The sequence below is a fragment of the Bacteroides sp. GD17 genome (assembly GCF_038448625.1).
Lineage (GTDB): Bacteria > Bacteroidota > Bacteroidia > Bacteroidales > Bacteroidaceae > Bacteroides.
Window position 1 is genome coordinate 1 of sequence record NZ_JBCEZS010000038.1, and the last position, 4618, is coordinate 4618.

Below are 4618 nucleotides of genomic sequence, written 5' to 3' on the forward strand. Positions count from 1 at the left end.
AAATCTATTTAGGAAATTTGTTTCTTACTTTGCAGGCTGAAAAGGCGTGATATTGCGCTTTAAGGATATTGAGAACAGAGAACATTTATATTATTAACAATTAAATTTTGTAGTTATGAAAGTAGAAATGGAAAAGAAGTATGTGGCTCCGGAAGTAGAAGTTCTGGAGGTGGAAGTGGAAAAAGGGTTTGCAGGAAGTGGCGATTTCAATGACGGTCCTACGACGGATGAATAAACAGAGCTAATATTAAAAGTAGAACATTTAATTAAAATGAAAATGAAGAAATTATTTGCATTAGTCAGTATAGCTGCGCTGATAGCAAGCTGTACAAATGATGACTTTCTTGATGCAGGACAACAAGGCAATCAGCAAATTGACTTGTCTAAAGGAATCGTGTTTGGAATAGCAGATGACGCTGTGACAAGAGGCTCTTTTGAAGAGGGTGAGGCTGGATTCTCAACATTCTGGAATGCTGAAACAGACAGAATTGGTGTGGCTTTCCTAAATACTCCCAAGGGTACAAGTAAAACAATGGAACACCAAGGCGATTGGTGCGATGTTGAGGGTGCTACGGAAGGTGGAAAGAACATTACTTCAGAAAAGGAATTGGGTAATGCAACTGATAAGTTAGCAATCTACAAAACCACGAAGTCCGGTACTAAAGGTTTGATTACCTCTGTTAATGATGACAACTTGCTGACATTTAGTAGTGACGAGACAAAGAAAGCTTCTTTCCGCGTTTTCCGTCCGGCATTTACAGTGGGTGATAATGGAGCAGAGACTACTACTCAAAGAAGTGCGAAGTTTAGTACAGATGCTGACGGAGTCGGAACTATGGAGGTTGCTCTGGGTAACTTCTCTACGCAGGTTCAGCTAGAAGCAGGGAAAGCTAACTTTGCTAACTTCTTTATGGTAGCAGATCCTATCAATGAAGTTTATTCATCAGACTTCGCAGTAGGCGAAAGCATGGACTTGAAATTTGAACGCCCACTTTCTTTGCTGGCAATAAAAACTACAGGCTATGATAAGAATGTTTATGGTGTGCTGAAATCTGTGAAAGTTGAAAAGACGAATCCCAGCCAAAAATTATCTTCTACTGTTGATGCAACAGTAGACGTTGCCAAGAAGGACGCAGATGGTAAATGGAAATTTACTGAAGGAACTGCTTCAAATGAAGTGACACTAAAATTAGCCGATGCAAGTGGTACTGGTTTGGACTGGAGCGATGATAATTACGCTTACATTCAAGTACTTCCGGTTGCAAAAGGTGCATATACTGTTGCTTTGGAATTTGCTAATGGAACGGTTGTTGTTGAAAAAGACGGAACTGCAGATTGGGTAGCAAACGGCTTCCATAGAATTACTTTGGATCTGAATGAGCAAGATGTTTACTTTGAAACATCTACAAAATTGATTATCAATAAAGGTGATTTGTTGAAAGATGCAGAAGATTTCAGCTATAATGGAAAAACTGTCACCGTAGCTAATATAAAAACAGTTGTTGCAAACAAAGAATTAACTAAAGAGGAACTTGCTATATTGCAAATGAAATACACAGGTATAACAAGTCTTACTTTGAAGGGTAGCGAAAATCTGGGTACAAACCTTAGCAATGTTGCAGGTTCTAAGGTGCAAGGCGCTCTTACTTCTTTGACATTGACAGATGCTACTGAGGCACCGGCACTTGACGGAGGAACATTGGAACAACTTGCCACACTTAGCTGCCCGAAAGCAACAGCTGTTCCTGCAAATGCTTACAAAGGCAATACTGTACTTAAAAATGTAAACCTTCCGGTTGTTGAAACAATTGGAGAGAATGCATTCAATGGTGCAACTGGAATCCAGAAAATCTCATGTGATGATCCTGCACTTAATCAATTGACTATTGGTACAACTACTACAGATCTGGTTACGAGTGTAAAGACCAAAACATCTGCATTGACTTCAATCGGAGCTGGTGCTTTCGGCGGACTTACTTCTTTGAATACCATTGATATCCCGTCAGAAATAACGATGGCAGCGAGAGCTTTTGGTCCTTCTCCTCTTGCTAGTGCTACAAAAGTTCTGTTGCCTCAGTATGACTTCAGTACTAATACCATGAATGCAATAGTATTGTTGTATGGTAGTGCATTGCAAGAAGTTGATCTTTCTGGCGTAAGCGAAATAGACGGAGATGAGATTGCATTTACACAATCGACTTTGACTACTGTTACCCTGAAGGAAGGCGTTAAAATCACCGGTCCTGCATTCAAAGGTTGCTCGAAGCTTGCTACTGTGGAAAATTTGGACAAAGTTGCTACTATAGGTGAAAGTGCATTCGAAGGTACAGGGCTGACCTCTGTAACTATCAATACTGAAGCAATTGGTAAAAACGCATTCAAAAAGATTACTGCCCTGACTTCTCTATCTCTTGGCTCTGAAGTGAAGACTATCGGCGAAGGTGCTTTTAATGGAGCAACAAGTCTTGCAACTATTCAGAATCGCGCAGAAGTTACTACCATTGGGAAAGAGGCATTCAAAGGAACTGGTGTTACAGCATTCGATTTCATAGAAACAACAACCATTGGTGAAGGTGCATTCCAAAATTGTACAGCTTTGGCCGGAGCAGTATATTCAAACGTAGCTACAGTTGCCAAAAATGTATTTAATGGCGCAAGTACTGTAAATACGTTCCGCTTCTATAAAGCAGCAGCTATTGAAGAAGGCGCATTGAATGGTATAAAGAGTGGTGCAGGCGTTATGTTCAACACTGTACTGACATCTATCGATGCGAAAGCATTTACAATGACTAATAGTGGAGGTGATGACGGTAGTGCCGCAGATAAGGCTATCACTGGAACTGTTGCTGTTAATCTGACTCTGAATGCTGGTCAAGAAGGAGTGAATGGTAAAGCTTGGACGTTCAAGGGCGTTGATGATAAGTACTATACATTAACATTCACTTCTATTACCCAATAATGTATTGGAGTAACTTTTAGTACTCCGGGAATACTTGAATGGTCAATATGTAATAATTTGAACCTACAATATGTAATTCAAAAATTACTTTTGTGATTATAAAGGAGATCGACTCAAAAAGCTCGGTCTCCTTTTTCAATTCACAAAGGAAGAGGCTTTTCATACCGGTTACACAATCGTACGGAAAAGCATGCCTATCAATGTGGAGAAAAATATATATATTTTGGAAAAGATAAAAACAATAGAACATTCTCCGAAAGAGGCTGGCTTGTTGGAGATGGTAAAGAAACTATGGGATAACCGGATACTGATTTTAAGTGTGTGCGCTGTCGGAGTGGTTGCAAGTCTGATCATTGGCTTCAGTATCCCCAAAGAATATACAGCCAGTATCTTTATAGTTCCGGAAAACTCACGTAGAAGCGCTTCTTCGGGTATAAGTGCGTTGACCGATATGGCCGGTACTGATGTGAACTCCTCCTCTGCCACCGAAAGGGATGCCATTTACTCGGTTCTGTATCCTGCCATCATTCATTCCACGCCATTCATCGTCAGGCTTTTTGATGTTAAAGTACGCGAACAAAAAGACAGCACCGCAATCCCCCTCTCGCAGTACCTGAAAGAACGTCAGAAACGCCCGTGGTGGAGCGCAATCACGTCAGCGCCATCCCGGTTAATGGGCTGGGGCATGTCTTTGTTCAAGGAGAATCCGAAAGCGGACAAGGCAAAATCCCAAACAGATATCTTCCGACTGACCCGTGAAGAAGCGGGCATAGCCGGTGCCATCTCTTCAAGAATAGGTGTCGAAATAGATGAAAAAAGCAGGAGAAGGAAAGTTACTTTATCTGTCACCATGCAAGATCCACTGGTTGCCGCCACCGTGGCAGACACCGTGCTGGCACACCTGAAGGAGTACGTCACGGAATACAGGACACGCAAGGCACGCCGGATGCTGGAATATACGGAAAAGCTCCGTAAGGATGCTCAGTTGGAGTATTACGATGCACAGGAAAAATATACGCGGTATGCAGACGCCAACCGGAATTTAGCAATCCTGACTTCGCGCGCCGAACTGACAAGATTGCAGAATGAAATGAATCTGGCACTCGCAACTTACAACCAGACGGAACTGCAAGTCCAGGTTGCCGAAGCAAAAGTGAAGAGGATGATTCCCGTGTTGGCGATTATTCAGCCTGCTATGGTTCCCCTTGCCCCGTCGAAGCCCAGAAAGATGATGATCCTTGTGGGGTGCGTACTGCTGAGTGGTGTAGGAAGCATAGTGTGGGTCTTGTTCGGGAGAGACTTTTTGAGAAGTATAAAAAGAAAGAGAAAGACATCTGACGGCGGTGAAAGCGAATAGAACGATGATTAAAAGAATAATTCGGTTGCTGCCGGAAAGGCAACGCAAACGGGGCGTTTGGATAGCTCTTTCGGTGTTGGCGCATGCCGTGCTGGACTTTGCGGGAGTGGCGGCATTGATACCGGTACTGCTGATGGTGATGAAGCAGAGTGGCGGGCGAAGTATGATGCTGGCATTATGCGGCGGGGTGTTACTGTTTGTGGCGCTGAAGAATGGTGCGATTGTGCTGCTGGCGAGGTTACAGAGTAGTTATCAGTTGGAGATATACCGTGAGTTCAGTAGGCGGATGTTTGCCAATTACT

Annotated in this window: 2 protein-coding genes and 1 pseudogene; all 3 read left to right on the forward strand. The window is 42.8% G+C overall.

From position 1 onward, the window contains the following. The first annotated feature begins 277 nt into the window (after positions 1-277). Positions 278-2959, forward strand: a complete 2682-nt coding sequence (locus AAE250_RS23295; protein ID WP_342289482.1) for a leucine-rich repeat domain-containing protein — start codon at positions 278-280, stop codon at positions 2957-2959. Between the two features lie 223 nt (positions 2960-3182). Beyond that, positions 3183-4316 carry a Wzz/FepE/Etk N-terminal domain-containing protein gene (locus AAE250_RS23300; RefSeq protein WP_342289483.1) on the forward strand — a complete coding sequence of 378 codons (1134 nt, stop codon included), beginning with the start codon at positions 3183-3185 and terminating at the stop codon, positions 4314-4316. Between the two features lie 4 nt (positions 4317-4320). Beyond that, positions 4321-4618: pseudogene (locus tag AAE250_RS23305) on the forward strand (ABC transporter ATP-binding protein); the annotation flags it as partial.